Raw genomic sequence first — 26,327 nt, forward strand, 5'->3', positions numbered from 1 at the left:
AATCTAAAAATATGATCAAGCTAGTTTGATCAATTTCACTAGAACTGAATGAAGTGAAAGTATTATCGTTGAATCAAACGCGGCCAACACTAGTAAATCATTTATTTTATTAACGTTTATACATAATTGTTAGAGAGGAATAAATGTCCTTATCATTAGTTGTTAAACAACACTTTAAAGACTAGAAATGAGTCAGAAAATACTAGTAATATATAGCAAACCCAGTCAATGTCATATACAGCGATTTATAAATATTGTAAAATATGATAGATACACGAATCGTAAAGGAGAGAGACAAGTGGAGGATAAGAATTCAGTTATTGTATTTAAAAATGTTTCATTTCAATATCAAAGTGATGCATCCTTCACATTGAAAGATGTTTCTTTTAATATACCTAAAGGTCAGTGGACATCTATTGTTGGTCATAACGGTTCTGGGAAATCTACAATTGCCAAGTTAATGATTGGCATAGAGAAAGTTAAATCTGGAGAAATTTTTTATAATAATCAAGCTATAACAGATGATAATTTTGAAAAGTTAAGAAAAGACATAGGAATTGTATTTCAGAATCCGGATAATCAATTTGTTGGTTCAATTGTAAAATACGATGTGGCATTTGGACTCGAAAATCATGCGGTTCCACATGACGAAATGCACAGAAGAGTCAGCGAAGCACTTGAACAAGTAGATATGTTAGAACGTGCAGATTATGAACCTAATGCATTATCGGGGGGACAGAAGCAGCGTGTGGCTATAGCAAGTGTATTAGCACTTAACCCCTCTGTCATTATATTAGATGAGGCGACTTCTATGTTAGATCCTGATGCACGTCAAAATTTATTGGATTTAGTGAGAAAAGTTAAATCAGAACATAATATTACAATCATTTCTATTACGCATGATTTATCTGAGGCGATGGAAGCAGATCATGTTATCGTTATGAATAAAGGGACTGTCTATAAAGAAGGAACAGCGACTGAAATTTTCGACCATGCAGAAGAGTTAACAACAATAGGTCTAGATTTGCCATTCCCAATCAAAATAAATCAAATGCTGGGACACCAAACATCATTCTTAACTTATGAAGGGCTGGTGGATCAACTATGATTATACGCTTTGACAATGTAAGTTATACCTATCAAAAAGGGACACCATACCAGCATCAAGCTATTCATGATGTTAATACAGAATTTGAACAAGGTAAATATTATGCCATCGTTGGACAAACGGGTAGTGGTAAATCGACATTGATACAAAATATTAATGCACTGTTAAAGCCAACTACTGGGACAGTTACAGTTGATGATATTACTATTACACATAAGACCAAAGATAAATATATTAGACCTGTAAGAAAAAGAATTGGAATGGTATTTCAATTTCCCGAATCTCAATTATTTGAGGACACAGTAGAGCGTGAAATGATATTTGGACCTAAAAACTTTAAAATGAATTTAGATGAAGCCAAAAACTATGCCCATCGTCTGTTGATGGATTTAGGCTTTTCAAGAGATGTAATGTCACAATCACCATTTCAAATGTCAGGTGGACAAATGCGTAAAATAGCGATTGTATCGATATTGGCAATGAATCCTGATATTATCGTGGTTGATGAACCTACAGCAGGACTTGATCCACAAAGTAAACGACAAGTAATGCGATTACTCAAGTCACTACAAACAGATGAAAATAAGACAATTATCCTAATTTCACATGATATGAATGAAGTCGCACGTTATGCAGATGAAGTCATCGTAATGAAAGAAGGTAGTATCGTGTCGCAAACATCACCAAAAGAGCTCTTCAAAGATAAAGAAAAATTGGCGGATTGGCATATTGGTTTGCCTGAAATTGTTCAGTTACAATATGACTTTGAACAAAAACATCAAACAAAATTAAAAGATATTGCCTTAACTGAAGAAGCATTTGTAAGCTTGTATAAGGAGTGGCAACATGAAAAATAAATTGATTATAGGGCGATATTTACCAATTAATTCTTTTGTTCATCATCTTGATCCAAGAGCAAAGTTAATGTTTGTTTTTCTTTTTATTATATTAATATTTTTCTGTCATTCACCATTAACATATCTTTGGATGTTTGCACTTATCTTATTCTTTATGAGATTAGCAAAAATTCAATTATGGTTCCTAATCAAAGGTTTAACGCCAATATTTTTCTTTTTAATCTTCACATTAATGATGCATATATTTTTAACTAAAGGTGGATATGTATTAGTTGAATGGCATGGCATCACGATTGAAACTAATGGTATTTTAGAAGGGCTATATATATCACTGCGTTTAATTGGGATTGTGATGATTGCAACAATAATGACACTATCTACAAGTCCAATTGATTTAACAGATGCGTTTGAAAGATTACTTGCGCCACTAAAGATGTTTAAATTACCAGTTCATCAATTAAGTATGATAATGTCCATTGCGTTACGATTCATCCCGACGTTAATGGATGAGTTAGATAAAATCATTTTGGCGCAAAAGTCGCGTGGTTCTGAAATAAGTTCAGGGAACATTGCAACACGTATTAAATCATTTATTCCATTACTAGTGCCACTATTCATCTCAGCTTTCCAACGCGCCGAAGAATTAGCGGTCGCAATGGAAGTTAGGGGTTATGATGCCAATGTTAAGAGAACGAGCTACAGACAGCTTAAATGGCAATTGAGAGATACGTTATCTTTAATCATGATTATCCCAATTGCAATTATTTTATTCGTATTAAAATATTCAGGAGTGTAAATTCATGCGTATATTAGTAGAAATTGCGTATCAAGGAAATAATTTTCTAGGTTTTCAAATTCAACAAAATGGTCGAACGGTACAGCAACAATTTGAAAAGCTATTACAACGCATTCATAAAAGACATGTGAGAATCCATCCTTCAAGTAGGACTGATAGAGGTGTACATGCGATACAGCAGTACTTTCATTTCGACACAGATTTGAATATACCTATGTCACAATGGCAATATGCAATGAACCGAACGTTACCTGATGATATTTATGTCAACAATGTAGTTACAGTCGATGACGATTTTCATTGTCGTTACGATTGTGTCGGTAAACGCTATCGATATAAAGTATATCAAGCACAACAACGCGATCCATTTCAAAGTGGTTTGAAAACATTTATTCCTGAACCATTGGATTTAGACAAAATGAACAGAGCGGCACAACAATTCATAGGTACACATGATTTTACGGGTTTTTGTTCGCAAAAAACTGAAGTAGAAAGCAAGGTTAGAACATTATACCAAAGTGAAATTGTAAAGACAGATGATGGCTTTGATTATATTGTCACTGGATCTGGATTTTTATATAACATGGTGCGTGTCTTAGTTGCATTTTTAATAGAAGTCGGAAAAGGGCGACATGAAGTATCAGATGTACCAAAACTTCTTGAATCAAAGAATCGTAAGAATGTACCTTTCACTGCACCGGCTGAAGGATTATATTTAGAGAAAATTTATTTAGATGAAAATGAGTTATTAAAAGACTTTGGTAACGATATCAAAATACATCGTAAAAAATCATTATAAAATGACTGATTGCCATTGACAAAAAGCTTGTGAAATTATAAGATTATTAACGGTATTGTTTTATATCCACCCCACGATAAGCCCCGGAAACTTATTGTGTTACAAGATATATAAGCAGAAACGAACAACAGTTAACAAAATAAATGAAATGAAACGTTTTAAAAATGAAACAAATGAAATCATCTATTAGGTTATGAAACTGTTTATAGCTTGAATAGAAGCATTTATTTTTTAGGAGGACAATTATTATGCGTCAAACATTTATGGCAAATGAATCAAACATTGAGCGCAAATGGTATGTTATCGATGCTGAAGGCCAAACATTAGGTCGTTTATCATCAGAAGTAGCATCTATCTTACGCGGTAAAAATAAAGTAACTTACACACCACACGTTGATACTGGTGATTATGTAATCGTTATTAATGCATCAAAAATCGAATTTACTGGTAACAAAGAAACTGACAAAGTTTACTACCGTCACTCAAATCACCCAGGTGGTATCAAATCAATCACTGCTGGTGAATTAAGAAGAACTAACCCAGAACGTTTAATTGAAAATTCAATTAAAGGTATGTTACCAAGCACTCGTTTAGGCGAAAAACAAGGTAAAAAATTATTTGTATATGGTGGCGCTGAACATCCACACGCTGCACAACAACCAGAAAACTACGAATTACGTGGTTAATTAGAAGGAGGAAATGACTTTGGCACAAGTTGAATATAGAGGCACAGGCCGTCGTAAAAACTCAGTAGCACGTGTACGTTTAGTACCAGGTGAAGGTAACATCACAGTTAATAACCGTGACGTACGCGAATACTTACCATTCGAATCATTAATTTTAGACTTAAACCAACCATTTGATGTAACTGAAACTAAAGGTAACTATGATGTTTTAGTTAACGTACATGGTGGTGGTTTCACTGGACAAGCTCAAGCTATCCGTCACGGAATCGCTCGTGCATTATTAGAAGCAGATCCTGAATACAGAGGTTCTTTAAAACGCGCTGGATTACTTACTCGTGACCCACGTATGAAAGAACGTAAAAAACCAGGTCTTAAAGCAGCTCGTCGTTCACCTCAATTCTCAAAACGTTAAGCTGCAGCTGTTGCGAACTTGTTCGCTTACAGATGGAGTTCGCAAATTGCGTCAGCAATTTGTGTTCAACTGAAGAAACGTTTACAGCACTCTTTGGATTATTCCAAAGAGTGTTTTTTGTGTTTTTATAGAGTCATTTAGATACTATTTAGTTACCCCTAGAGGAACTAATTTGTTTCAATTCTGCTTAAAATTCAATGATATGAAACTTTAGGAAACCATATGAAATGACCTGGTTTTTCTTTGGGATTCGTACGACAAGCAGATAGAGGTTGTAATGATATTCGATAGATATAGTATTGAATGTTATAATAAAGTCAATAAGATGCGAGATTGCGAGGTTTATATATGACTAGTAGTAAGTATATTGAATATTTGCAAACTGAGGTTGAAGGACAGCTTCTAGATCGAAAGAGGGCATCTATAAATCCTAAAGATGTTGCTCAACACATTAGTGCGTTTGCAAATGCTGAAGGTGGCAAACTGGTAATTGGTATTGAAGATAATGGAGAAATTTCGGGATTTAATCATTCAAAAGCAAAAAAGAAAGAGGTTTATATTGAAGCACCTTTCGAACATTTATATAGAATACCTAAATATACATATGAAATAATAGAAGTGAAGAAACGCGATGGAACTATGGATGAAATTCTTATTTTCGACATTGAACCCAGTTATGATGCCATAATCACCTTAAAAGATGATTCAGTATATTTAAGGATTAACGATAAAAGTAGAAAACTGACACACAATCAAATTACAAATCTAGAATACGACCGTGGTTCACGAAGATTCGAAGAAGAATTAGTAGAGTATTCTAGTATTGAAGATGTGAATGAAGAACTAGTTGATGAATTTAAGCAATTACTTAATACAAACGTAGATAATGAAAAATTATTAAAAGCTAGAGGATTTATGCGTGAAGGTAAATTGACAGTTGCAGGTTTGTTATTGTTTAGTAATAACATCAATGTTTATTTACCAGGCGCTAGAATTCGATTTATGAGGTATGAAGGAACAAAAGAAGAATCTGGGACAAGACTTAACATTGTAAAAGATATTACTTTTGATAAAGCTTTGCCAGTAGCAATAAGAGAAGCGAGAGCCTTTATCAATACACAATTACGTGAATATACTTTTTTAGGTAAAGAGGGAAGATTTGTAACTTTGCCAGAATATCCAGAATTTGCTTGGTTTGAGGGGATGATAAATTCTATTGTACATCGCAGATATGATAATCAAGGCGATCATATAAGAATAAAAATGTTTGACGACAGATTAGAAATTAGTAGCCCGGGTGCACTGCCTGCTTCTGTTACGTTAGAGAATATTAAAGAAGAAAGATATTCAAGGAATCCAAAATTAGCTGCAGCATTAACTCAATATAAATGGGTGAGAGAATCAAATGAGGGCGTGGGACGTATATTTGACGAAATGAAGCAATTATTTTTTAGATGATCCTGTATACTCAGAGCCTAATAATAGTTCAGTACAACTAGCTTTGAAGAATAACATAATAGCAAGGAAAAAAAGAGAAACAGGGAGAGTGAGTAATATAATAACACCTGAATTATTTGAAAGTTTAAATGAGCAACAAGAATTAATTGTGAGACATTTATATAATCAAGGCGAACTAACAGCATCTAAAATTGCTAATATTATTCAAAGGTCTGTTCCTACTGCTAGAAAAAGATTGAAAGAATTAGAGGAAATGAATATTATATCGACACATGGATCAAGTAAGAATGATCCAAAGAGAACATATTATTTACTCGGATTCGAGTAAAGAGAAAAATTTTCGAGTAACTCAAAAGAAAAATATTAAAAAATCATGAGAAACCAATGATATCAAGGGTTTTGTGAGCTTTCGAGTAAAGAGGAAAATTTTCGAGTAACTCAAAATAAAAACATTAAAAAATCATGAGAAACCAGTGATATCAAGAGTTTTGTGAGCTTTCGAGTAAAGAGGCGGATTTTCGAGTAGTACTATTTAATAAGAATTACAAGTTAAATAAAATACCTACTAATCAGAAGTTGACAGAGATTGTAGAATTTCTGTCAGATGGTAAGTTAGCAAGTAGGCTAGAAATTCAAGAAACAATGGGACTTCAAAAAAGTTATACATCTGAGTTAATTGCTGAACTAAAGAAATTAGAGATTATCGGATCTGAAGGTAGAGGTCCGGGAACTAGATATTATTTAATTAGAGACTAATAAATTCATCAAGTGATAACCGGACGATAACCTATTGATATACATAAAAACATTGATAAATCAATATATTTACGACCGGACGATAACCGGACGATACGAGAGTATATACCACCGGACAGCAGTTTATTTAGTTACCCTTTAGTTACCCCTAGGTGATATTTGATGCAATTCTATGTGAACGAAAAAATTAGGAATCCTTTAGTATCAAGGCTTACGACAGTCTATACAATTGTACGAAACCCTAAAGTTTTTTGAACGTAAAAAACCAAGTCTTAAAGCAGCTCGTCGTTCACCTCAATTCTCAAAACGTTAATTGTCGGACGATATATACAAAACACCTCGATATTATGTCGAGGTGTTTTTTTACGTTTGTGTGGGGAATATGGAATGTGTAGAGTATAATGAATTTTCCTTTATTTAATGTCTAAGGAATAGAATAAATTCAACTATGAATTATTGATTTACACGTATAATTTGAACATGCTTACACAATCAAAAGTGTACATTATTAAATTGTCATTTAGCTTGCGGAGGACGGACAATAATGTTTTAATCATAGTGGTTCAAGGGAAAGGGCTATCGGATGAAAATCGGAAGATAGCTCAAGAACCATGATTTAAGAGTGTTATCAAAATAAGGAGTGACTTAATTGATAGATTCTGTATTTTGGAAGAAAGCTTTTATTCCTGTTTATTTTATTGTTGCAATGCTGGTGTTTCTACTTTTTAGGTTTTATATTAAAACAAATAACTTTTCTATATACTTAATGATTATCTTCTTAATGTGTTTAGGAACTGCATCTATCATTTATAACTATAAAAACAATCGATAAATATAAGTATGAAATGTATAAGTCACAGTTAGATCTAAGTCTTGCTGTGGCTTTTTTTATCGAAATGACAATTTTAAATCGCCAAAAACAGCATTTTCAAACCGTCATAAAACAGCATTTTCAGCCCGCCATAAAACGACAATTTCAAACCGTCATTGACTAAAGACCTCATTCTCAAATATGCTAACAATCCTCCACACCAATCAATCCAACATCCCTTATAATCACTCCCTTCAAAATCTACTCATGCATTTTTGGAATACTTAGTATTACAAATAACGATTTTTATTCATCTTACAAAGGATATATAATGTACTGAAGGCAATTTTTATGTATCACAAATCTAATTGTATATGTAAAGTTTTGATAAATATCATTAATTTTACATAACTATCATTAGATTACAAATCACAATGTAATTACATGTAATACACATCTACACATCACATTTGAAGGGAAATGAATATAAATGACTGATAAAAAGTACACTGCAGCCGATATGGTTATTGATACTTTGAAAAATAATGGGGTAGAATATGTTTTTGGTATTCCGGGTGCAAAGATAGACTATCTATTTAATGCTTTAATTGATGATGGTCCTGAACTTATTGTCACTCGTCATGAACAAAACGCCGCAATGATGGCGCAAGGTATTGGAAGATTAACAGGCAAACCGGGTGTAGTACTTGTTACAAGTGGTCCTGGTGTAAGTAATTTAACGACTGGACTATTAACAGCTACATCTGAAGGGGATCCTGTCTTGGCGTTAGGCGGCCAAGTGAAACGTAATGATTTATTACGATTAACGCATCAAAGTATTGATAATGCTGCGCTATTAAAATACTCATCAAAATACAGTGAAGAAGTACAAGATCCTGAATCATTATCAGAAGTTATGACAAATGCAATTCGTATTGCTACTTCAGGGAAAAATGGCGCAAGTTTTATTAGTATTCCGCAAGACGTGATTTCTTCACCAGTTGAATCTAAAGCTATATCACTTTGCCAAAAACCAAATTTAGGAGTACCGAGTGAACAAGATATTAATGATGTCATTGAAGCGATTAAAAATGCATCATTTCCTGTTTTATTAGCTGGTATGAGAAGTTCTAGTGCTGACGAGACGAATGCCATTCGCAAGCTAGTAGAGCGTACGAATTTACCAGTTGTAGAAACATTCCAAGGTGCAGGTGTAATTAGTCGTGAATTAGAAAATCATTTCTTCGGTCGTGTGGGCTTATTCCGTAATCAAGTTGGTGATGAATTATTACGTAAAAGTGATTTAGTTGTTACAATCGGTTATGATCCAATTGAATACGAAGCTAGTAACTGGAATAAAGAATTAGAAACACAAATTATCAATATTGACGAAGTTCAAGCTGAAATTACTAATTATATGCAACCGAAAAAAGAGTTGATTGGTAATATTGCTAAAACGATTGAAATGATTTCTGAAAAAGTAGATGAGCCATTTATAAATCAACAACATTTAGACGAATTAGAACAATTAAGAACACATATTGATGAAGAAACTGGTATTAAAGCGACGCATGAAGAAGGAATTCTACATCCAGTTGAAATTATTGAATCTATGCAAAAGGTATTAACTGATGATACAACAGTGACAGTTGATGTTGGAAGTCACTATATTTGGATGGCACGTAATTTCAGAAGTTACAATCCAAGACATTTATTATTTAGTAACGGTATGCAAACACTTGGTGTAGCATTACCGTGGGCAATTTCAGCTGCGCTTGTACGCCCTAATACGCAAGTTGTATCCGTTGCTGGCGATGGAGGCTTTTTATTTTCATCACAAGATTTAGAAACAGCCGTACGTAAAAATCTAAACATTATTCAACTTATTTGGAACGATGGAAAATATAACATGGTTGAATTCCAAGAAGAAATGAAATATAAACGTTCATCAGGTGTCGACTTCGGTCCTGTAGATTTCGTAAAATATGCTGAATCATTTGGCGCAAAAGGTTTACGAGTTACTAATCAAGAAGAATTAGAAGCGGCAATTAAAGAGGGCTATGAAACAGATGGTCCAGTATTAATTGATATACCTGTAAATTACAAAGATAATATCAAACTTTCAACAAATATGTTACCTGACGTATTTAACTAAAACAAAGATAAATGTTAATGAGGAGTGGGAAATTTTATGGCTAGTGTTTTATATCAACATGGTACATTAGGCACATTAATGGCAGGTTTATTAAAAGGAACTGCATCAATAAATGAATTATTGCAACATGGTGATTTAGGTATCGCTACACTAACAGGTTCAAATGGTGAGGTCATCTTTTTAGATGGAAAAGCCTATCATGCAAATGAACATAAAGAATTTGTGGAATTAAAAGGTGATGAGTTAACACCATATGCAACTGTAACTAAATTCGTAGCAGATACAAGCTATGAAACGAAAGATAAATCTTCTGAAGCAGTTTTTGCAGAAATTAAGGAAAAGATGTTGAGTGAAAATTTATTTTCTGCAGTAAAAATTTCAGGCTTATTTAAAAAAATGCATGTACGTATGATGCCGGCACAAGAGCCACCTTATACACGTTTAATTGACTCAGCTAGAAGACAACCTGAACAAACTGAAACGTACGTCAAAGGCGCAGTCGTTGGGTTCTTTACACCAGAACTATTCCATGGTATCGGGTCAGCAGGATTCCATGTACACTTTGCAAATGATGATCGTAACTTTGGTGGACATGTCTTAGATTTTGAAGTAGAAGATGTTAAGGTAGAAATCCAAAATATAGAAACATTTGAACAGCATTTTCCAATTCAAGATGAAGATTTCATAAATGCAAATATTGACTATAAAGATATTGCAGACGAAATTAGAGAAGCTGAATAATGAATGCGGAAATGTAATGATGGATTATAAAAATTGAAGCATTGACTTCATAATGTTCGATTTGGAAATTTAGCAATGATAAAAGGTTGTGTAATACGGTTAAGCATGGTTGTCATAGAGCATACGTCTATGTAATAAAATAAATCCCTTCACTATTAACGGTAGTGAGGGGATTTATTTATGTTCTAGCTATTTGTAATTTGCTGTTATGTTAGATTATAAATTACGGAAGACGTTAATATAGAATTTACTTTAGTATAGGCCAATCTAATCTATTGTCAGTAGAAGCAATCAATAATAAATTACAAGTTCGATTATTCATTTCATACTAAAAAGACAAACGCAATTTTTCAGCGTTTGCCCTGTATAACTATTTTCATTTTCAAATTATTATTTAACTACAATTTGTATTTGTTTGATTGTACTTGGATCAATTGAATTTTTAGCGTCGTCATTTTTCTTTAGATTCACTACTTTTTTATTACCATCATTCAAAGTAAGTGTATACGTTGCTGTTTGTGCATTATTAATTTTTTCTGTTGTAACACCACGTTGAGAAGCTAATTGATTTTTTACTTTACTGTCAATTTCTTGATAAAGTACTTTTTTATTTTCTGGAAAAACAAAGTAAGTTCGATGTAATGCAGTAATACCATCTACTGAAATCGTGTAAGGAACAGTGTGATAACCATCCATTGTCATTTCTTTATAGCCGTTATTACTATCTGCAGATGCTTCGTGACTAGGTAATGCAGCTCCGACCGTTGATAATAAGCCCAATGCTAAAGTGGCAGTAACAAATGATTTTAGTTTCATATCTCAATCTCCTTTTAAAGTTGTGGTATATTACACTATTTATATAACACGTTTCATAAAGTTTAAAACATACTTTTTGATTTTTTTATATTTTTGATTTTTAGTAATAGTTTTTAACGAGGGATATGACCCGTGTATTTTGAAAAGTGGTAAGCAATGTTTTTAGTTTATAGGGATTCATTAGTTGTATATAATAAGCATGAAAAGCATATAGTCGATCTTATACTTTTAATTGAGACTTATAGTGTATTTAAGTTATAGATAAATTCATTAAAATATTATGGAGGAATGAGTATGTCAAAGCGTCTATTATTGTTTGATTTTGATGAAACATATTTTAAACATAATACAAATGAAGAAGATTTAAGTCATTTAAGAGAAATGGAAAAATTGTTGGAAAAATTAACTAATAATAATGAAGTGATCACTGTTGTATTGACAGGAAGTACATTTCAAAGTGTCATGGATAAAATGGATCAAGTTAATATGACGTTTAAACCATTACATATCTTTTCTGATTTGAGTTCTAAAATGTTCACTTGGAATAATGGCGAATATGTTGAATCAGAAACATATAAAAAGAAAGTCTTGAGCGAACCATTTTTATTTGAAGATATTGAGGATATATTACATCATATTTCTGCGCAATATAATGTCGAATTTATTCCACAAAGAGCATTTGAAGGTAATGAAACACATTATAATTTTTATTTTCATTCAACAGGTAATCACAACAATGATAGGCGTATTCTAGAAGTACTTGTCAGATACGCAAATGACCAAAACTATACAGCGAGATTTAGTCGAAGCAATCCATTAGCTGGTGATCCTGAAAATGCGTATGATATTGACTTCACACCGTCAAATGCTGGAAAACTATATGCTACTCAATTTCTGATGAAGAAATATAATATACCAGTAAAATCAATATTAGGTTTTGGAGATAGCGGCAATGACGAAGCATATTTAAGCTATCTTGAACATGCCTATTTGATGTCGAATAGTAGAGATGAAGCATTAAAGCAGAAATTTAGATTAACAAAATATCCATATTATCAAGGGATAACACTGCATGTTAAAGAATTTGTTGAAGGTAAGTATGATTATTGATTGGTTGAGTGATATGTATACTTTTTAAGTACAAATATTAATATTTAAGGGATGATTAGAAAATATAGTGAATCGACTACACTTTAGTTTTAAAAAATTATTTATATGTTGATTTGTCCAATTAAGTGTAGACGATTCAGGTAGCGCAAAAATGACGCAGGAACTGGAGAAAGAATTGATACCAAAATTAATATAAGAGGTTAAGTATATATGAATAAAACAAACTTTGGGGATTATTTAAATAAAAGTAAGAGCAGGAAAATATATAAGATTTTTGATCAAAATTTGAAGCGAGAGTTTAGTTATTGGCAGTTTAGGAAACTTTTCAAATCTTATACATGGCAGTCTGATGTACATGAATTAAAAGTGTGTACTCAAAATGATGGTACTATTGAGCAAATATGGATAGATAAAGCAAATCAATTTGGAGTGGCAGTGACATGGAAAGATAATAGTATTATCGGATTTGTTATGCGTCCGTTAATCAATTATGATGCGATTAAGAATGAAACGACTTTAAAATACGCAGTGCCGACAACAGATTGCTATGAGGTTTTTTGGGGTGGAGATAATGAATTATATAATTATCACTATTTATACCCACATCAAAGGTATGCTATTGATTTAGTTATTAAAGAAAATCATAAAACATATAAGAACCTAGGAAAAGTAAATGCTGATTATTTTTGTTTTGGAAAAGATATCATTGCGCCAGCAAATGGTACAGTTGAAAAAGTAGTGAATGGGGTTCAAGACAACAGTATTGGAAGTACGAAGGAATCACAGTTTTTAGGAAATTATATTGTAATCAAGCACGCAGAAAATGAGTATAGCTTAATAGCTCATTTACAACAATATTCAATCATTGTGAATGAGGGGCAAAATGTTAAATATGGTGACATCATTGGGAAGGTTGGGAATTCTGGCAATTCTACTGAACCTCATATACATTTTCAAGTAATGAATGATAAGAATATTGAAGCATGTACATCTTTAAAAATTCGATTTATAAATAATCGAGAACTTATCAAAGGAGATGTGGTCTGCGGATTACAAGGTGAATGATAGTTATGCTTATAAAATCTCGACACTATAAAAATGGTATAGTGCCGAGATTTTCTTGCTTATTTAGTTAATTCAAAGCGTACGCCGGATTCATTAGAAGTCGACGTATTTTTGTTTATAATAGAGTATCCAGTCATTGAAATTTTAGATTCAATATCTGAAACGGAATTTGTAGATTCGGGATTATAGAAGCTACATTCATAAGTGTTATCATCTTTCTTTGTAAGAATAAACATTCCTTTGGCTTTAACTTCGACTTTAGTGTTATTAATTTCAAAAGTTTTAGCGCTATCACTATAATTGATACCAGCCCAAACCGATTCATTATCTTTCACAACGTGGAAGTCATCTTCTTGCTTAACGACAGTTACTTTGCTTGCTTTGGATTTAAAGACATCTTTAGATAAGCCTGGATACAACACATATGCATATTTACTATCTGTATTAGAATGCTTTTGAGTTACTTCATAATACTCATCAGTTTTTTGTATATCCTTTTGGCTTTTATTTATATCACTCCACTTACCAGTATGACTTTCTTTTTTTACAGTTATTTTCGATTCGTTAAAAAAATGATAACCTATATTGTTTTGAGTGCTATTCGTTGACTCTAAAAAGAGGGAATTGGTTTCCTGATTATCGGAATTGGTTGTTTGCGTATCATCTTTATATAATTTATAATCATTCGCTTTGCGATTTTCAATCGTTGTAACTGGATTCTTTGATGAATCAGTACTTTTAATGCCAGTTCCTAAGAAGACAATTTTATCGTTTAATATGAAATATGATTTTTTGGCAGTTAAAGTTTTGTCCTGATTTTCAAAATCCATTCCGATACTAGCATGTTGGTCATCGAATTTTGTTCCTCCTACAAAAGTTTTACTAGACTTTTTAACATCCGTACTTTTAGGTTCTTCATTATCTAAAGTTGTAGTACCTGCTAAACGTTTCATATCAGCTGTCGCCCAGAAGTTATCACGGTAGTGTTTCACATCGCTATTGTATAAATAAGACATTCCAGCACCAGTGTGCCAACCTTTTAAGTTCTCTCCGTTGATACTTTCGTAACGTGCGACGTTTTTCGACGTCATACTTAAACCAAATGCAAAGTCTAAGCCTTTATTGTGATAGGTGACACGATCCATGTCATTATATATTTTAAGTTGTTGTGTTAAACCGTTAGTAGAAATAGTGCTGTCTTCCATTAAAGACTTCATTTTGCTTATATCCGAATAAGAGCTTAAATAATCGGTTTGTTTATAACTTGAATCTGACTCTACTGAAGTCTTGACAATCTTTTTATATTTAGCTTTTGTAGACTTATCCATGGTATCACTCAATCTCAACAATGATTTCATTACTGTTGCAGATGCTGAGTGACTCGTTTCATTTTCACGACTGATAGCTCTACCTCTTGATAAATCCATCATTTCACCTTTATAAATGAGTGGCATAAATCCGTCGTCAATCCATGATTTTAAGGTTGTATCATTTTGGTTACTATCATTAAAAGGTGTTTCTTTTATCATCGGCATCATTTGAGAAATACCCTCTAATAGTACAACACCATAAGCACCAGTGTATGGGACGTCTTGATGATCAATGTAAGAGCCATCTTTATAGAATCCATTACGTTCTTTTCCAGTGGCAGAATTTTGCGCGTAAGTGAAGACTGTATTAAATGAATCTATAGACTTTTTCATCATATCTTTGTCTTCTTCGATAATACTTTCTAAAAGTTTTACTTTAGAAATGTCTACTAAATTTCCGCCTTTAGCAGGTTCAGATTTTCCTACAGAAGATAATATTTTGTCACTATCTGGGGCGAAAGTTTTAATAGGAGCTGTATATTTTTTCTTTTCTTCATCAGTGAAATCTTCTTGTAAGAGTATAAGCGTATTTGTTAATGCTCTAGGTGTTCCAATTTCATAATCCCACCAATTTAAGTTGGTATTTCTAGAAGTTTTATTTTTAAAGTTTGAGGTCAAATCAGCAACTTTTTTATCTGGTTCTTTTCCATATGCATTTTTATGCAGCCACTCAAGTGCATCTTTTACTTTTGTCTTGTTTTCATCTGTTTTTAATTTAGTATTTTTATGTTTCATCGCTTCTGAGATTTTCTCAATATTACGATAGGTACGAGTCATATCCGCAGACTTCGTATCTAAATCTTTTGAGCTTTCCCACAAGTATTTCCTATCACTTTCAGTTTTCATTTCCTTGAGTAATTTCTCTGCCTCATTCTCCGTAGCCTCAAACTTCTTCTTCATATCTGGATTATTCTCATCATACTTATCATAACCATAGTTAACGTCCAGCCATATGTTCCTCAACTTTTCATAATCTGTCGTTTGAACATTCGTATCAGCCACAGCGATTTGATGTTTATCAATACTTCTGAATTCACCACCATTCAAAGTAATCACACCAGCCATTAATAACGTAATGGTGGACAATTTTTGCCATTTCTTCATTCTATATGTCATTGACATGTCTCCTTTTTGTGTTGCGCGTGCGCAATGAATATTATGATTAAATAATGATTCAATTTTTCAAAATTCGTTAACGTATACAATTGACTGTCTACTGTCAAACAATCCACAAAGAATGTTGATGCATATAAACAATCGATCACCCAAATTTTCAGCATCACCCAAAAATTGCAACGAAAATATTTTTTAAAAATTAAATATTATCAACCTTTGTGATTATATCATTTTAAATATTTAAGTTATACAATTTTTAAAGTAATTAAAAACGATGAAATGTAAAATGTTAAAAAAGAGACAAATTTAAATTTGAGTAATAAAATAAGAAGTATTCAAACGAAGATGACAATATATAAAGTAACATTACTTTAGACAACCAAACATAACTGAAAGGATAGTCACAATGAAAACTAAAGAAGTCGTAGCGCTCATGAATATATCTCAAGACACTTTAAGATATTATGAAAAGGTTGGTGTGATTCCACCTGTTAATCGAGATGAAAATGGATATAGAATATACAATGATAATGATTTAAATTGGATTTATTTAGTGAAAAATTTGCGAAATGCAGGCGTCAGTATTGAATCGCTTATCGAATTTTGTAGGTTAGCGCAGCTTCCTAAAAATGAAAATATTCAAGCACAGCAAAAGCAAATTTTAAATAAGCAACTCGAAGAATTAAATGAAAACTTAAAGACAATTCATGATGCGAGAGATTTACTACAATATAAAATTGATAATTATGATAATCATATTGCTAAAATCAATGCTAGTGATAATCATGATGACAATGTTGAACGTCTTTGGGAGAGAAAGTAAACCTCTGGCTTGCTATAGAGTTTGCTCCATGGTTTATAGTGGACTTACAAGATAAAGGAGGTTCATTTTATGAATCATATTGAAATAAGTAAAGATGTAAAGATTCCAGTATTAGGTTTCGGAGTATTTCAAATTCCTCAAGAACAAACAGCAGAAGCGGTTAAAGAAGCAATTAAAGCGGGTTATAGACATATTGATACAGCACAAAGTTATTTAAATGAAACTGAAGTAGGTCAAGGTATTGAAGCTTCAGGTATTGATAGAAGTGAACTATTCATTACGACTAAAGTATGGATTGAAAATGTTAACTATGAAGATACTATCAAATCAATCGAACGATCATTACAACGATTAAAATTGGACTATATTGATCTAGTGCTTATTCACCAGCCTTACAATGATGTATATGGCTCATGGCGTGCATTAGAAGAGTTAAAAGAAACTGGTAAAATTAAAGCAATCGGTGTATCTAACTTCGGCGTTGATCGAATTGTAGATTTAGGTATTCACAATCAAATTCAACCACAAGTGAACCAAATAGAAATTAATCCATTCCATCAACAAGAAGAACAAGTTGCAGCACTTCAACAAGAAAATGTTGTGGTAGAAGCTTGGGCACCATTTGCAGAAGGTAAAAATCAATTATTCCAAAATCAATTGTTGCAGGCCATTGCAGATAAATATAACAAATCAATTGCACAAGTTATTTTACGGTGGTTAGTAGAACGTGACATCGTTGTACTCGCAAAATCAGTGAATCCAGAACGTATGGCTCAAAACTTAGATATATTTGATTTTGAACTTACAGAAGAAGATAAACAACAAATTGCGACATTAGAAGAAAGTAATAGCCAATTTTTCTCACATGCTGATCCAGAGATGATTAAAGCACTTACAAGCAGAGAATTAGATGTTTAATCATAATATAACAAAGTAAATAATTTACATTACGCTAACCTGAAACTTGGATGTTAAAGTCTATGTTTCAGGTTAATTTATTACTCTTAAAAAGTGAAAGGAGCAAGCAAATAAGCTATTATGAATTTTTATATTATGCAATAACTTACCTAAGGTTATAATTAGATAATTAATATGTCTTGGAATTAATTATCTAATAAGTTGTATAGCAGGTGGCGATATGACATATATACCCTTTTCTATTATTACATTAATTACAGGTATCATTATGCATATGACAATGTACTTTGTAAAATTTGAATGTCGGAAAATGCCATTATTCATGACGATTATTTTTACAATCTAAAAGCAGTAAAGACTCATAATATAGCCAAAAACGTTAATAAAAGTTTGTTAAATGATAAGGGGGTGAGTATTGGTAAATTTATTCAAAAGCTTAAAGGGAAAAATCCTACCTGGAGATATCCAAAAATTAAATGGACTATTTCCAAAAATAAAGGGCAATCATATGGTGGTTCTTATTGGAAGTTAATAAATAACAAAGGAAAAAGAATAGCTTCTTTAACTAAAGAAGGAAAAATCTTAAGGGAATAAGGTGTTGTAAATTATGTGCTTTGATATAAATAATTTTGATATAAAAAAGTTGAATTTTAGAAAGGTAAAAAACGCAATTCATTTAAGTTTAAGTGGCGATAAATACCAGTTTTTGGAGGACGGTAAAACTATCAATAATACTTATTTTTTAGCTGTATATGATAATGCAATAAACATTTTTGAAGATTTGTTTTCGCCTTCTGATTCTATAAATTTGGTTCATGTAGTATATGTTTATAATGAACCTTATAAGAGAACAAATGTTATAAAAAAATTTACATCGTTAACAATAGATGAATTGTATTACTTTAAAGAATATAAAAAGGAGAAGGATGATAATATTTTGTGCGAGGAGTTTTCATATAAGTGTTCCATAAAAGATATAAAATATAAAAAATTATTAAAAGCTATATCCAATCAAGACTTTAAAGGGTTAGTTCCAAATATCAATCAGAATGATAATTATTCTGAAATATATATAATTAACAATACTAAAAACTTAATATATCATTTATATGATGATAGAGGTCTATGGTTAGCTTTTAATAATAATGAAGATTATGCAAGATATTCTGAAAAATATAATGATTTAATATTGGAATTTGATAACGAAGATATCTGATTTTTTAATCTAACAAATGACAAACCATTAAAAGTAGCATCCCAACATCAAATAAAACACAAATCATCAAATAAAAATCGCTACAAAACCAAATCGTTAAGCACGCAATAAATAAAATTTCTCACTCATTTTAATTTGGAATTCCAAACGTCGAATTCCGAAAACCAAACTCCGAATTCCAAGCTCAAAAAATGAATACGCAACTTCAAAATTAAAAGCATTTCCCTGTTACTCGGGAAATGCTTTTTACGTACTGATTACTCTGTCATTAATGATTTTACAACGGAAACCATGTCGTCATGTATGACCAAAGTAGCGTCGTTATCATAAGGTGTTCGATCTTTATTGATAATAATTAAATTGTCGCCTTTAAAATTTGATATTAATCCTGCGGCAGGTTGTACAACGAGTGATGAACCTAGTACGACAAGGGTGTCAGCATCTTCAATTTTATTTAATGCCCGTATGATGGTAGGTTGATCTAACATTTCACCGTATAATACGATGTCCGGTCGAATGGCACCACCACAATTATCACAATGTTTCAAAGTTCTATCAATAACATCTGACTTCATATAAGATTTATGACATGCATTACAATAAAAACGATTTAACGTGCCATGTAATTCATCAACATGTTGACTTCCAGCGTCTGAGTGCAAACCATCGATATTTTGCGTGATGACACCTAAAGATTGTTGATTACGTTCTAATTTTGCAATCCAATCATGAACGATATTGGGCATCGTATCGACAAATAGTAAGCGCTTATGGCAGAAATTGATAAAACCTTCAGGATCATCTTCTAAATAATCACGGCTTAACAAGTATTCTGGCGAAAGCCCATCTTTTGAAATTTCATCAAATAAGCCACCCATTGAACGGAAATCTGGAACACCACTTGCGACAGATACACCAGCACCTGTAAAAAATGTAATACGATTCGAACTATCTATAATATGTTTTAGTGTCTCTAAATCATGTTTCAAGTTAAACACCCCATCAAAATAATGAATGATTTATAACGTCTTTTGCTTTTATTATAGTATATTCATTTTACGATTATCAAAAGCGCAGTTTAAACAGTTCTTTTTAAAAATGAATTATACATATAATCGAACAGTTAAATTATATTAGTTTTTACGCAATTTTTATTATAGAATAAGCATGTATATTAAAATTGATGTCTAAACATAAAGGATAATGACCCATCGACTAAATAAAGGAGGCAATTTTACATTGAATAAACATGAACGTTTGGACGAAATTGCTAAACTAGTGAATAAAAAGGGCACGATAAGAACGAATGAAATCGTCGAAGGTTTAAATGTGTCTGATATGACAGTTCGAAGAGATTTAATTGAATTGGAAAATAAAGGGATTTTAACGAAGATTCATGGTGGTGCACGCAGTAATTCAACATTTCAGTATAAAGAAATATCGCATAAAGAAAAACATACCCGTCAAATTGCAGAAAAACGATTTATAGCTAGAAAAGCTGCATCATTAATTGAAGATGAGGATACTTTGTTTTTCGGACCAGGAACAACAGTGGAACTATTAGCAGAAGAAGTCAATCATCATACGCTCACAATTATTACGAATTGTTTGCCGGTGTATAAAATTTTGTTGGAAAAACAAACAGCACATTTTCGTGTCTATTTAATTGGTGGTGAAATGCGCCATATTACAGAAGCATTTGTAGGTGAAATGGCGAATGCCATGTTAGAAAAACTAAGATTTAGCAAGATGTTCTTTAGTAGTAACGCAGTAAATAAAGGTGCTGTGATGACATCTACATTAGATGAAGCTTATACGCAACAATTGGCACTAAGTAATTCAATTGAAAAATACTTGCTAATTGATCATACGAAAGTTGGGAAAGAAGATTTTACATCATTTTGTCAGTTAAACGAATTGACTGCAGTGGTCATGGACTATGAAGATGAAGAAAAAGTAGAAACGATTAAAACATATATTGAAGTAGTCGACTAAATTAAAAATATAACTGCATTGTTAAAATATGTGTCTATATGCTCATAAGTGAATGTGAATTTGCATTCATTTATGGGCTATTTTTTTGCAAATTTATGTAAACGGGAACCCCGACAAATTTTTACTACAATTTCAGACGAATACCTAATTAAAACAACACCACAATAAGAATGTTCACTTATTGTTTGAAAATATGTCATAAACAAACAGATTATAAACATATTATGTTGATTTATTGTTTGTTTATGTTTATAATTTAAACGTAATCAAATTGAAAGCCTTTTCTCAAGATTTTCATAACCTACAAATAAATATGTCATATTTTAAGAAAGGTATTTCAAAATTAAAGTAAAAAGGAGTCTTATTATGGCGATTATTATTGGTTCAGATGAAGCTGGCAAACGATTAAAAGAAGTCATCAAATCATACTTATTAGACAATAAATATGACGTTGTTGACGTAACAGAAGGACAGGAAGTTGACTTTGTTGATGCAACTTTGGCTGTAGCAAAAGATGTTCAAAGTCAAGAAGGTAACTTAGGTATTGTTATCGATGCATTTGGTGCAGGTAGCTTTATGGTTGCTACAAAAATCAAAGGCATGATTGCTGCTGAAGTATCAGATGAACGCTCTGGATATATGACTAGAGGCCATAACAATTCAAGAATGATCACTATGGGATCTGAAATTGTTGGAGACACATTAGCGAAAAATGTCGTTAAAGGTTTTGTTGAAGGTAAATACGATGGTGGTAGACACCAAATCCGCGTAGATATGCTTAATAAAATGTGCTAAGGAGGAAAAATTACTATGAAGATTGCATTAGGATGCGACCATATTGTTACAGATACAAAAATGCGTGTATCTGAATTTTTAAAATCAAAAGGACATGAAGTCATTGACGTAGGAACATACGATTTCACAAGAACACATTATCCAATTTTTGGTAAAAAAGTTGGAGAACAAGTTGTTAGCGGTAATGCAGACTTAGGTGTTTGCATTTGTGGAACAGGTGTTGGTATTAACAATGCTGTAAATAAAGTACCTGGCGTTCGTTCAGCACTAGTACGTGATATGACATCAGCGCTATATGCTAAAGAAGAATTAAATGCGAACGTTATTGGCTTTGGTGGACGTATTATTGGTGAGTTATTAATGTGCGATATTATCGATGCATTTATTAATGCTGAATATAAACCAACTGAAGAGAACAAAAAATTAATCGCTAAAATTAAACATTTAGAAACAAGCAATGCAGATCAAGCTGATCCACATTTCTTTGATGAATTCTTAGAAAAATGGGACAGAGGCGAATACCACGATTAAGGGACGACACATATGATTTTAACTTTAACATTAAATCCATCCGTTGATATTTCATACCCATTAACAGCATTGAAATTAGATGATGTTAATCGTGTTCAAGAAGTAAGTAAAACAGCTGGTGGTAAAGGTTTAAATGTAACAAGAGTACTTGCGCAAGTAGGTGAGCCAGTCCTTGCGAGTGGTTTTATTGGCGGTGAATTAGGTCAATTTATTGCTAAAAAATTAGATCATGCCGGCATCAAGCATGCATTTTATAACATTAAGGGTGAAACACGAAACTGCATTGCAATTTTACATGAAGGACAACAAACAGAAATTTTAGAGCAGGGACCGGAGATTGATAATCAAGAGGCTGCAGGATTTATTAAACATTTTGAGCAATTACTAGAAAAAGTTGAAGCAGTTGCTATTTCAGGTAGCTTACCAAAAGGATTAAATCAAGATTATTATGCACAAATCATTGAACGATGCCAAAACAAAGGTGTGCCTGTGATATTAGACTGCTCGGGTGCAACTTTACAAACAGTATTGGAAAATCCATACAAACCAACAGTCATTAAACCAAACATTTCTGAATTATATCAGTTGCTTAACCAGCCACTTGATGAAAGTTTAGAAAGTTTGAAACAAGCAGTTTCACAACCCTTATTCGAAGGAATTGAGTGGATTATTGTGTCTTTAGGTGCACAAGGTGCGTTCGCTAAGCACAATCACACATTCTATAGAGTGAATATTCCGAAAATAAGCGTATTAAATCCGGTTGGTTCAGGTGATTCTACAGTTGCTGGAATTACTTCAGCAATTCTTAATCATGAAAACGACCACGATTTACTAAAAAAAGCCAATACTTTAGGCATGCTGAATGCGCAAGAAGCACAAACAGGTTATGTCAATTTAAATAATTATGATGATTTATTCAATCAAATTGAAGTTTTAGAGGTGTAAAAAATGTCAAAATCGAATCAAAAAATCGCATCAATTGAACAATTAAGTAATAACGAAGGTATCATTTCTGCATTAGCATTTGACCAACGTGGTGCTTTAAAACGCATGATGGCAAAACATCAAACTGAAGAACCAACTGTAGCTCAAATTGAACAATTAAAAGTATTAGTTGCGGAAGAATTAACGCAATATGCATCTTCAATTTTATTAGATCCTGAATACGGTTTACCAGCTTCTGATGCACGTAACAAAGATTGTGGATTATTACTTGCTTATGAAAAAACTGGATATGACGTAAACGCTAAAGGTCGTTTACCTGACTGTTTAGTAGAGTGGTCTGCAAAACGTTTAAAAGAACAAGGTGCAAATGCTGTTAAATTCTTACTTTACTATGATGTTGATGATGCTGAAGAAATTAACATTCAAAAGAAAGCATATATTGAAAGAATCGGTTCAGAATGTGTTGCAGAAGATATTCCATTCTTTTTAGAAGTATTAACATACGATGACAACATTCCTGATAACGGTAGTGTTGAATTTGCAAAAGTTAAGCCTAGAAAGGTTAACGAAGCAATGAAATTGTTCTCAGAACCACGCTTTAACGTTGATGTATTGAAAGTTGAAGTACCAGTAAACATGAAGTATGTAGAAGGCTTTGCTGAAGGTGAAGTGGTTTATACAAAAGAGGAAGCGGCACAACACTTTAAAGATCAAGATGCATCAACTCATTTACCATACATTTACTTAAGTGCTGGTGTTTCTGCGGAATTATTCCAAGAAACTTTAAAATTTGCTCACGAAGCTGGTGCTAAATTCAACGGTGTACTTTGTGGCCGTGCTACATGGTCTGGTGCTGTTCAAGTATACATTGAACAAGGTGAAGATGCTGCTCGTGAATGGTTACGTACAACTGGTTTCAAAAATATTGATGACTTAAATAAAGTATTAAAAGATACTGCGACATCTTGGAAACAAAGAAAATAAGTATAAAAGGGGATTAATGCTATGAATAGAGAAGAAGTCCAATTATTAGGTTTTGAAATTGTTGCATTTGCAGGGGATGCACGTTCTAAGTTTTTAGAAGCATTAACAGCAGCTCAAGCTGGAGATTTTGCAAAAGCAGATGCACTGATTGAAGAAGGAAACAATTGCATTGCTGAAGCGCATAGAGCACAAACAAGCTTATTAGCTAAAGAAGCGCAAGGTGATGATATTGCATACAGTGTGACGATGATGCATGGTCAAGACCATTTAATGACAACAATTTTACTGAAAGATTTAATGAAGCATTTATTAGAATTTTATAAAAGAGGGTGATGACAATGATGCAAAAATTGATCGCACAAATTGAAAAAGGGAAGCCATTTTTCGAGAAATTATCACGTAACATATATTTAAGAGCCATCCGTGATGGATTTATTTCTGCAATGCCTGTCATCTTATTCTCAAGTATCTTTCTATTAATTGCATACGTGCCAAATATATTTGGTTTTAAATGGGATAAAGGCATGGAAGCCATTTTAATGAAACCATATAACTATACGATGGGGCTTGTAGCATTTTTAGTAGCAGGAACGACAGCGAAATCTTTAACAGATTCATTTAACCGTAAGCTAGAAAGTACAAATCAAATTAACTTTATTTCTACAATGCTAGCAGCGATGTGTGGATTCTTGTTCTTAGCTTCTGATCCAGCCAAAGATGGTGGATTCTTAAGTGCGTTTATGGGAACTAAAGGTTTATTAACAGCATTCTTATCAGCATTTGTAACTGTTATTGTTTATAACTTCTGTGTGAAGCGCAATATTACAATTAAAATGCCGAAAGAAGTACCGCCGAATATTTCACAAGTATTTAAGGACTTAATTCCATTTTCAGCGGTAATCATCATTCTTTATGCACTAGATTTAGTCATTCGCAACAGCTTTAAATCAAATGTAGCGGAAGGTATTTTAAAATTATTCGAACCATTATTTACAGCAGCAGATGGATGGATAGGTGTCACAATTATCTTTGGTGCCTTTGCATTATTCTGGTTTGTAGGAATTCATGGTCCATCAATAGTAGAACCAGCAATTGCAGCCATTACATATGCGAATATCGAAGCGAACTTCAAGTTGCTTCAAGCTGGTGAACACGCAGATAAAATTATTACATCAGGTACACAAATGTTTATCGTTACATTTGGTGGTACGGGTGCAACATTGGTCGTGCCATTTATGTTTATGTGGATGACGAAATCTAAACGAAACAAAGCGATTGGACGTGCATCTGTTGTACCAACATTCTTTGGTGTAAACGAGCCGATTTTATTCGGGGCACCACTAGTATTGAATCCTGTGTTCTTTATTCCATTTGTATTAGCGCCAATTGTGAACGTATGGATATTTAAACTTTTCGTTGAAGTGTTAGGAATGAACAGTTTTAGTGTGAACTTACCATGGACAACACCAGGTCCACTCGGCATCATCATGGGTACTGGATTTGGTTTATGGTCATTCGTACTAGCGATTACTTTAATTGTTGTAGATATTATTATTTACTACCCATTCCTAAAAGTTTATGATAGTGAAATTCTTGATGAAGAAGAAGGACGTAAAGAAAGTAATTCAGATTTAAAAGAAAAAGTTGCAGCAAACTTTGATACGAAAAAAGCTGATTCAATTTTAGCGGCAAGTGGTGTATCAGACGATGCAGCTAAAGCTTCAAATATCACAGAACAAACAAATGTCTTAGTACTTTGTGCCGGTGGTGGTACAAGTGGATTATTAGCCAACGCACTTAATAAAGCAGCTGAAGAATATCATGTGCCAGTGAAAGCGGCAGCTGGCGGATATGGCGCACATATGGACATTATGAAAGAGTACCAATTAATCATTTTAGCGCCACAAGTTGCGTCTAACTATGAAGATATTAAGCAAGATACAGATAGATTAGGTATTAAATTAGCGAAGACTCAAGGTGCTGAATATATCAAATTGACACGAGATGGCCAAGCAGCCCTTGATTTCGTTCAACAACAATTTGAAAATTAAGAATAGGAGTTTT

Annotated in this window: 27 protein-coding genes and 5 pseudogenes; 26 read left to right on the forward strand and 6 right to left on the reverse strand. The window is 32.7% G+C overall.

Annotated features, from left to right (window positions below):
• Positions 1–298 precede the first annotated feature (298 nt).
• The 10 genes and pseudogenes from NST10_RS12390 (at position 299) to NST10_RS12435 (ending at position 7,704) form a co-directional block, all read left to right on the forward strand.
• Positions 299–1,108: an energy-coupling factor transporter ATPase gene (locus tag NST10_RS12390; protein ID WP_000389651.1), complete on the forward strand. Its 810-nt coding sequence runs from the start codon at positions 299–301 to the stop codon at positions 1,106–1,108.
• Entirely contained in the window at positions 1,105–1,965 is an 861-nt protein-coding gene (locus tag NST10_RS12395) for an energy-coupling factor transporter ATPase (RefSeq protein ID WP_000586768.1), read from the forward strand. The genes NST10_RS12390 and NST10_RS12395 overlap by 4 nt, the downstream gene beginning before the upstream one ends.
• Entirely contained in the window at positions 1,955–2,761 is an 807-nt protein-coding gene (locus NST10_RS12400) for an energy-coupling factor transporter transmembrane protein EcfT (RefSeq protein ID WP_000791607.1), read from the forward strand. Before NST10_RS12395 ends, NST10_RS12400 begins: the two co-directional genes overlap by 11 nt.
• 4 nt (positions 2,762–2,765) lie before the next feature.
• On the forward strand, positions 2,766–3,560 hold the full coding sequence (gene truA, locus NST10_RS12405; protein WP_001221836.1) for a tRNA pseudouridine(38-40) synthase TruA: 795 nt from the start codon (positions 2,766–2,768) through the stop codon (positions 3,558–3,560).
• Between the two features lie 248 nt (positions 3,561–3,808).
• Positions 3,809–4,246: a 50S ribosomal protein L13 gene (gene rplM / locus NST10_RS12410; RefSeq protein WP_001250038.1), complete on the forward strand. Its 438-nt coding sequence runs from the start codon at positions 3,809–3,811 to the stop codon at positions 4,244–4,246.
• 19 nt (positions 4,247–4,265) lie between these two features.
• Complete coding sequence (rpsI, locus tag NST10_RS12415) at positions 4,266–4,658, forward strand: 30S ribosomal protein S9 (protein WP_001790547.1); 393 nt, start codon at positions 4,266–4,268, stop codon at positions 4,656–4,658.
• A 348-nt stretch (positions 4,659–5,006) separates the two neighbouring features.
• Positions 5,007–6,444: pseudogene (locus tag NST10_RS12420) on the forward strand (ATP-binding protein).
• A 248-nt stretch (positions 6,445–6,692) separates the two neighbouring features.
• Positions 6,693–6,872 (forward strand): hypothetical protein, encoded by a 180-nt coding sequence (locus NST10_RS12425; protein WP_000136272.1) that lies wholly within the window; start codon positions 6,693–6,695, stop codon positions 6,870–6,872.
• 202 nt (positions 6,873–7,074) lie between these two features.
• A pseudogene (locus NST10_RS12430) lies at positions 7,075–7,185 on the forward strand (30S ribosomal protein S9); the annotation flags it as partial.
• A 336-nt stretch (positions 7,186–7,521) separates the two neighbouring features.
• Complete coding sequence (locus NST10_RS12435) at positions 7,522–7,704, forward strand: hypothetical protein (RefSeq protein WP_001791584.1); 183 nt, start codon at positions 7,522–7,524, stop codon at positions 7,702–7,704.
• On the opposite strand, the pseudogene NST10_RS12440 reads toward NST10_RS12435, so the two are convergent.
• Positions 7,686–7,884: pseudogene (locus NST10_RS12440) on the reverse strand (hypothetical protein). The gene NST10_RS12435 and the pseudogene NST10_RS12440 overlap by 19 nt on opposite strands.
• A gap of 289 nt (positions 7,885–8,173) precedes the next feature.
• On the opposite strand from NST10_RS12440, the gene alsS reads away from it, so the two are divergent.
• Together alsS and budA are read left to right on the forward strand one after the other, a co-directional pair.
• Complete coding sequence (alsS, locus tag NST10_RS12445) at positions 8,174–9,838, forward strand: acetolactate synthase AlsS (protein ID WP_000130145.1); 1,665 nt, start codon at positions 8,174–8,176, stop codon at positions 9,836–9,838.
• A gap of 36 nt (positions 9,839–9,874) precedes the next feature.
• A complete protein-coding gene (budA, locus tag NST10_RS12450; RefSeq protein ID WP_000179061.1) occupies positions 9,875–10,579 on the forward strand; it encodes an acetolactate decarboxylase in 705 nt (234 codons plus the stop codon).
• A gap of 390 nt (positions 10,580–10,969) precedes the next feature.
• Here budA and NST10_RS12455 read toward each other — a convergent pair whose 3' ends face one another.
• Positions 10,970–11,395, reverse strand: coding sequence for an MAP domain-containing protein (locus NST10_RS12455; protein WP_000769709.1), 426 nt, complete (start codon positions 11,393–11,395; stop codon positions 10,970–10,972).
• Positions 11,396–11,689: 294 nt separating this feature from the next.
• Here NST10_RS12455 and NST10_RS12460 point away from each other — a divergent pair, with 294 nt between their 5' ends.
• Positions 11,690–12,505 carry an HAD-IIB family hydrolase gene (locus NST10_RS12460; protein WP_000044369.1) on the forward strand — a complete coding sequence of 272 codons (816 nt, stop codon included), beginning with the start codon at positions 11,690–11,692 and terminating at the stop codon, positions 12,503–12,505.
• A 210-nt stretch (positions 12,506–12,715) separates the two neighbouring features.
• Positions 12,716–13,570 (forward strand): M23 family metallopeptidase, encoded by an 855-nt coding sequence (locus NST10_RS12465; protein ID WP_001044451.1) that lies wholly within the window; start codon positions 12,716–12,718, stop codon positions 13,568–13,570.
• A 59-nt stretch (positions 13,571–13,629) separates the two neighbouring features.
• On the opposite strand, the gene NST10_RS12470 is transcribed toward NST10_RS12465, so the two are convergent.
• Both NST10_RS12470 and NST10_RS12475 read right to left on the reverse strand, forming a co-directional pair.
• Positions 13,630–16,056, reverse strand: a complete 2,427-nt coding sequence (locus tag NST10_RS12470; protein WP_339210117.1) for a polysaccharide lyase 8 family protein — start codon at positions 16,054–16,056, stop codon at positions 13,630–13,632.
• The gene (locus NST10_RS12475) at positions 16,053–16,220 is read right to left on the reverse strand and encodes a hypothetical protein (protein ID WP_001791582.1); all 168 of its coding nucleotides are present in this window, start codon (positions 16,218–16,220) and stop codon (positions 16,053–16,055) included. Before NST10_RS12475 ends, NST10_RS12470 begins: the two co-directional genes overlap by 4 nt.
• 242 nt (positions 16,221–16,462) lie before the next feature.
• On the opposite strand from NST10_RS12475, the gene NST10_RS12480 reads away from it, so the two are divergent.
• From NST10_RS12480 to NST10_RS12500, 5 genes and pseudogenes are all read left to right on the forward strand, one after another.
• Entirely contained in the window at positions 16,463–16,879 is a 417-nt protein-coding gene (locus NST10_RS12480) for a MerR family transcriptional regulator (RefSeq protein WP_000850000.1), read from the forward strand.
• A gap of 69 nt (positions 16,880–16,948) precedes the next feature.
• The gene (locus NST10_RS12485) at positions 16,949–17,797 is read left to right on the forward strand and encodes an aldo/keto reductase (RefSeq protein ID WP_339210122.1); all 849 of its coding nucleotides are present in this window, start codon (positions 16,949–16,951) and stop codon (positions 17,795–17,797) included.
• 220 nt (positions 17,798–18,017) lie between these two features.
• The gene (locus NST10_RS12490) at positions 18,018–18,143 is read left to right on the forward strand and encodes a hypothetical protein (RefSeq protein ID WP_001573519.1); all 126 of its coding nucleotides are present in this window, start codon (positions 18,018–18,020) and stop codon (positions 18,141–18,143) included.
• Positions 18,143–18,391 (forward strand): annotated as a pseudogene (locus NST10_RS12495) (hypothetical protein); the annotation flags it as partial. The gene NST10_RS12490 and the pseudogene NST10_RS12495, both read left to right, overlap by 1 nt.
• Before the next feature lie 13 nt (positions 18,392–18,404).
• On the forward strand, positions 18,405–19,013 hold the full coding sequence (locus tag NST10_RS12500; RefSeq protein ID WP_000333457.1) for a DUF3885 domain-containing protein: 609 nt from the start codon (positions 18,405–18,407) through the stop codon (positions 19,011–19,013).
• A 4-nt stretch (positions 19,014–19,017) separates the two neighbouring features.
• Here the strand turns inward: NST10_RS12500 and NST10_RS12505 are convergent.
• Both NST10_RS12505 and NST10_RS12510 read right to left on the reverse strand, forming a co-directional pair.
• Positions 19,018–19,234, reverse strand: a pseudogene (locus tag NST10_RS12505) (hypothetical protein).
• Positions 19,235–19,270: 36 nt separating this feature from the next.
• Complete coding sequence (locus NST10_RS12510; protein WP_001573518.1) at positions 19,271–20,011, reverse strand: NAD-dependent protein deacylase; 741 nt, start codon at positions 20,009–20,011, stop codon at positions 19,271–19,273.
• A gap of 241 nt (positions 20,012–20,252) precedes the next feature.
• On the opposite strand from NST10_RS12510, the gene NST10_RS12515 reads away from it, so the two are divergent.
• The 7 genes from NST10_RS12515 to NST10_RS12545 all read left to right on the forward strand — a co-directional run bounded on the left by NST10_RS12515 (position 20,253) and on the right by NST10_RS12545 (position 26,314).
• Positions 20,253–21,008, forward strand: coding sequence for a DeoR/GlpR family DNA-binding transcription regulator (locus tag NST10_RS12515; RefSeq protein ID WP_339210127.1), 756 nt, complete (start codon positions 20,253–20,255; stop codon positions 21,006–21,008).
• A 366-nt stretch (positions 21,009–21,374) separates the two neighbouring features.
• The gene (gene lacA / locus NST10_RS12520) at positions 21,375–21,803 is read left to right on the forward strand and encodes a galactose-6-phosphate isomerase subunit LacA (protein ID WP_000974608.1); all 429 of its coding nucleotides are present in this window, start codon (positions 21,375–21,377) and stop codon (positions 21,801–21,803) included.
• 15 nt (positions 21,804–21,818) lie between these two features.
• A complete protein-coding gene (lacB, locus tag NST10_RS12525) occupies positions 21,819–22,334 on the forward strand; it encodes a galactose-6-phosphate isomerase subunit LacB (protein ID WP_000684746.1) in 516 nt (171 codons plus the stop codon).
• A gap of 12 nt (positions 22,335–22,346) precedes the next feature.
• Entirely contained in the window at positions 22,347–23,279 is a 933-nt protein-coding gene (gene lacC / locus NST10_RS12530; protein ID WP_000604142.1) for a tagatose-6-phosphate kinase, read from the forward strand.
• 3 nt (positions 23,280–23,282) lie between these two features.
• On the forward strand, positions 23,283–24,263 hold the full coding sequence (gene lacD / locus NST10_RS12535; RefSeq protein WP_000047012.1) for a tagatose-bisphosphate aldolase: 981 nt from the start codon (positions 23,283–23,285) through the stop codon (positions 24,261–24,263).
• 21 nt (positions 24,264–24,284) lie between these two features.
• A complete protein-coding gene (locus NST10_RS12540; RefSeq protein WP_001078309.1) occupies positions 24,285–24,596 on the forward strand; it encodes a PTS lactose/cellobiose transporter subunit IIA in 312 nt (103 codons plus the stop codon).
• A 5-nt stretch (positions 24,597–24,601) separates the two neighbouring features.
• The gene (locus NST10_RS12545) at positions 24,602–26,314 is read left to right on the forward strand and encodes a lactose-specific PTS transporter subunit EIIC (protein WP_000983330.1); all 1,713 of its coding nucleotides are present in this window, start codon (positions 24,602–24,604) and stop codon (positions 26,312–26,314) included.
• The last annotated feature ends 13 nt before the right edge of the window (positions 26,315–26,327 follow it).

This window comes from Staphylococcus sp. FSL W8-0305 (assembly GCF_037966415.1).
Lineage (GTDB): Bacteria > Bacillota > Bacilli > Staphylococcales > Staphylococcaceae > Staphylococcus > Staphylococcus aureus.

Bases quoted from the DNA above. Each gene is read 5' to 3' on its own strand.
- NST10_RS12455 (WP_000769709.1), bottom strand. From the start codon at position 11,395: ATGAAACTAAAATCATTTGTTACTGCCACTTTAGCATTGGGCTTATTA.
- lacB (WP_000684746.1), top strand. From the start codon at position 21,819: ATGAAGATTGCATTAGGATGCGACCATATTGTTACAGATACAAAAATG.
- NST10_RS12465 (WP_001044451.1), top strand. From the start codon at position 12,716: ATGAATAAAACAAACTTTGGGGATTATTTAAATAAAAGTAAGAGCAGG.
- NST10_RS12485 (WP_339210122.1), top strand. From the start codon at position 16,949: ATGAATCATATTGAAATAAGTAAAGATGTAAAGATTCCAGTATTAGGT.
- NST10_RS12545 (WP_000983330.1), top strand. From the start codon at position 24,602: ATGATGCAAAAATTGATCGCACAAATTGAAAAAGGGAAGCCATTTTTC.
- alsS (WP_000130145.1), top strand. From the start codon at position 8,174: ATGACTGATAAAAAGTACACTGCAGCCGATATGGTTATTGATACTTTG.
- NST10_RS12395 (WP_000586768.1), top strand. From the start codon at position 1,105: ATGATTATACGCTTTGACAATGTAAGTTATACCTATCAAAAAGGGACA.
- NST10_RS12500 (WP_000333457.1), top strand. From the start codon at position 18,405: ATGTGCTTTGATATAAATAATTTTGATATAAAAAAGTTGAATTTTAGA.
- NST10_RS12475 (WP_001791582.1), bottom strand. From the start codon at position 16,220: ATGCTGAAAATTTGGGTGATCGATTGTTTATATGCATCAACATTCTTT.
- NST10_RS12490 (WP_001573519.1), top strand. From the start codon at position 18,018: ATGACATATATACCCTTTTCTATTATTACATTAATTACAGGTATCATT.
- NST10_RS12540 (WP_001078309.1), top strand. From the start codon at position 24,285: ATGAATAGAGAAGAAGTCCAATTATTAGGTTTTGAAATTGTTGCATTT.
- budA (WP_000179061.1), top strand. From the start codon at position 9,875: ATGGCTAGTGTTTTATATCAACATGGTACATTAGGCACATTAATGGCA.
- NST10_RS12460 (WP_000044369.1), top strand. From the start codon at position 11,690: ATGTCAAAGCGTCTATTATTGTTTGATTTTGATGAAACATATTTTAAA.
- rplM (WP_001250038.1), top strand. From the start codon at position 3,809: ATGCGTCAAACATTTATGGCAAATGAATCAAACATTGAGCGCAAATGG.
- NST10_RS12480 (WP_000850000.1), top strand. From the start codon at position 16,463: ATGAAAACTAAAGAAGTCGTAGCGCTCATGAATATATCTCAAGACACT.
- lacD (WP_000047012.1), top strand. From the start codon at position 23,283: ATGTCAAAATCGAATCAAAAAATCGCATCAATTGAACAATTAAGTAAT.
- lacA (WP_000974608.1), top strand. From the start codon at position 21,375: ATGGCGATTATTATTGGTTCAGATGAAGCTGGCAAACGATTAAAAGAA.
- lacC (WP_000604142.1), top strand. From the start codon at position 22,347: ATGATTTTAACTTTAACATTAAATCCATCCGTTGATATTTCATACCCA.
- NST10_RS12470 (WP_339210117.1), bottom strand. From the start codon at position 16,056: ATGACATATAGAATGAAGAAATGGCAAAAATTGTCCACCATTACGTTA.
- NST10_RS12400 (WP_000791607.1), top strand. From the start codon at position 1,955: ATGAAAAATAAATTGATTATAGGGCGATATTTACCAATTAATTCTTTT.
- truA (WP_001221836.1), top strand. From the start codon at position 2,766: ATGCGTATATTAGTAGAAATTGCGTATCAAGGAAATAATTTTCTAGGT.